This window comes from Allobosea eneae, from assembly GCF_042657265.1.
GTDB classification, from domain to species: domain Bacteria; phylum Pseudomonadota; class Alphaproteobacteria; order Rhizobiales; family Beijerinckiaceae; genus Allobosea; species Allobosea eneae.
In genome coordinates, this window is record NZ_JBHSLW010000051.1 from 1 (window position 1) to 2,360 (window position 2,360).

At 68.4% G+C, this 2,360-nt stretch carries 1 protein-coding gene; it reads right to left on the reverse strand.

Going from position 1 to position 2,360, the window contains the following annotated elements:
- A partial coding sequence (locus ACFPOB_RS24635; protein WP_377800984.1) for a phage tail tape measure protein occupies nt 1-2,197 on the reverse strand: 2,197 nt, incomplete at its 3' end.
- Nucleotides 2,198-2,360: the final 163 nt, after the last annotated feature.

Consider the following 2,360-nt stretch of genomic DNA (forward strand, 5'->3'; position numbering starts at 1 on the left):
CCTGCGTGAGCTGGCCGGCGAGGTCGCCAAGGCCGGTGACGATCCGCCCCGGGAGCTGACCAGCCCAGGCCACGAGCTCATCGGCTTTCGCGCTGGCGCCCTCAAGCAGACCCTGCAGGCCGGACTGGCCCGCCTGCATGAGCTGGCCGGCGAGGTCGCCGAGGCTTGCGACGATCCGCCCTGGCAGAGCGCCGATCCAGCTGGCGAACTCGTCGCCCTTGCTCTTGGCGCCGTCCCAAGCGCTGCCGGCCGCTTGGCCCAGGCTGTCCCAGACGCTGGCGAGCTGGCCCTTCACCGTCTCCCAATTGTTGTAGAGGTAGATCCCGGCCGCCGCGAGCGCGGTGATGCCGGCGATTGCCAGCGAGATCGGCGAGGTCACCGCGGCGATCACCGCCCCGACGGCGGCGATAGCGGCGCCGATCGCGGCGAGCACCGGCAGCGCCGCGACGAAGGCGGCCGAGACGCCGATGATGCCGGCGACCAGCGTGCGAAGCGTGTCGGTGCCGGCGAAGTTCGTCCCGAAGATCTTGTCGAGCTCGGCCAGCGCCATGCGTGCCGCGATCTTGAGGATGTCCCAGCTGCGCCGGAAGGCCTCGGCCAGCATCGGCCCGAGCCGCGACAGCGTGGCGACCACGCTGCCGAAATCGAGATTGATGAGGCCCTGGGCCAAGGTGCGCAGCGGCCCGGCCAGCGCGGCGATCGAGTCGCCGAGGCGAGCAAAGAAGGGCGCGAAGGTCTCCCAGCGGCTGATGATCAGGGCGGCGGAGCTCGCCAGGACGGCGGCGACCAGGCCGATCGGCGAGAGCAACGCCAGCAGCGCCGCCTTGACCACGGCGAGCACCGCCGCGAGACCGGCGAAGACCGGCGTGAGCACGGCGACGCCGACGCCGAGCGCCAGCAGCGCTCCGGTCCAGGACAAGGCGCTGTCTATCAGGCCGGGCCAGACGGTATCGATCTGGGCGACCCAGCGCAGCAAATCGGCGATCGCGCGATTCGCCATGGGCAGGTTCGAGGCGAAGGCGAGGCCGATGCGGCGCAGCGCCTGCGTGCCGATCTCACCGAACTGGACGAGCTGCTGGGACAGCCCTCGCATTCTGCTCTCGAAGTCCTGGTTGATGACCTCGGATCCGGCCGACGCCACCTGCGACTTGAAGTCTTTGAGCTTGTCGAGGTTGAGCAGCGTCGGGATCAGGAAGTCGAGCACCTGCATGTCGGCATACAGCCGGCCGACCTTGGTGCCCGAGAGGAGCTGCGAAATCTGTTGACGCGCCGCCTCGGCTTTGTCCTTGTCGGAGCCCGGCCCGGCATTGGCCTTCTTCATGATCTTGTCGATCTCGGCCTGCGGCACCTTCAGCTTTTCGGACATCTTCTGGATGACCGCCTCGACCGGGTTGATGCCCTTGGCCGCCGCATCGGTCATCACGCCGGTGACGTCGACCTTGAGTTCCTTCTCGAATTTCTTGATCGCCTCGGGCGCGTTGATCTTCGTCAGGAAGTTCTTGAGGTTCGTCGCTGCCTCGGAGGGATTGGCGGTGCCGAGCATGGCGATCTGCAGGGACGCGCCGAGGCTGGAGACCGCCTCCATGCCGGTGATCCCGAACTTCGCCATCTGATTGGTCAGCGCCGGGAATTCGGCCGCCATGTTCTTGAACTCGAACCGGCCAAGCTTGCCGGCGGTGACGAGCTTGCCGAGTGCGGCCTCCATCTGGTCGGGCGCGACCTTGAGGGTGTCGGAGAGGGCGAAGGCGGTCTTGGCGGTGTCCTCGATTGTCGCGTTCGCCGCCGTGGCGACTCGGCCGATCGTCGGCATCAGCTTGTCGATCAGGCCGGAATCCATACCGGAGGCGACGAGGAGCTGCGCGCCCTTGGCGAGCTCGGCCGAGCGCTGGCCGGTCTCCAGAGCGAGCTTCTGATAGCGGGCGGAGATGTCGCCGATCATGCTCTCGACCGCGCCGCCGGTCTTGCCGGCGGTGATGGCGATGTCGCGGAGCGAGGCGTCCCAGGCGGCGGCCTGCTGGATCGGCGCCATGAAGGAAAGGCCGGCGAGCGCGCCGCCGACGACGCCGATCTGGCGGCCGATATTGGCGATGCCGGAGCCGATGCCGGTGATCCCGCGCATCATGCCCCGCAGCGGTGCTGTAAGCCGGTCGACCAGCTGGACGAGGACGCTGACCTTCATGTCGCGGCCGGCCGCCATTTCAGCTCTCCTCGCGGGCGCGCCGCTCGAGCTCGGCCGCGCAATTGTGCCACCAGCGCAGTTCGCCGATGGTCAGCGCCTCGGCGCTGACGAAACCGCCGCCGTAATAGCGGGCGACGGCGGCGACGATCAGCGGCCAGTCTTCCGGCCACTCACTCCTGAA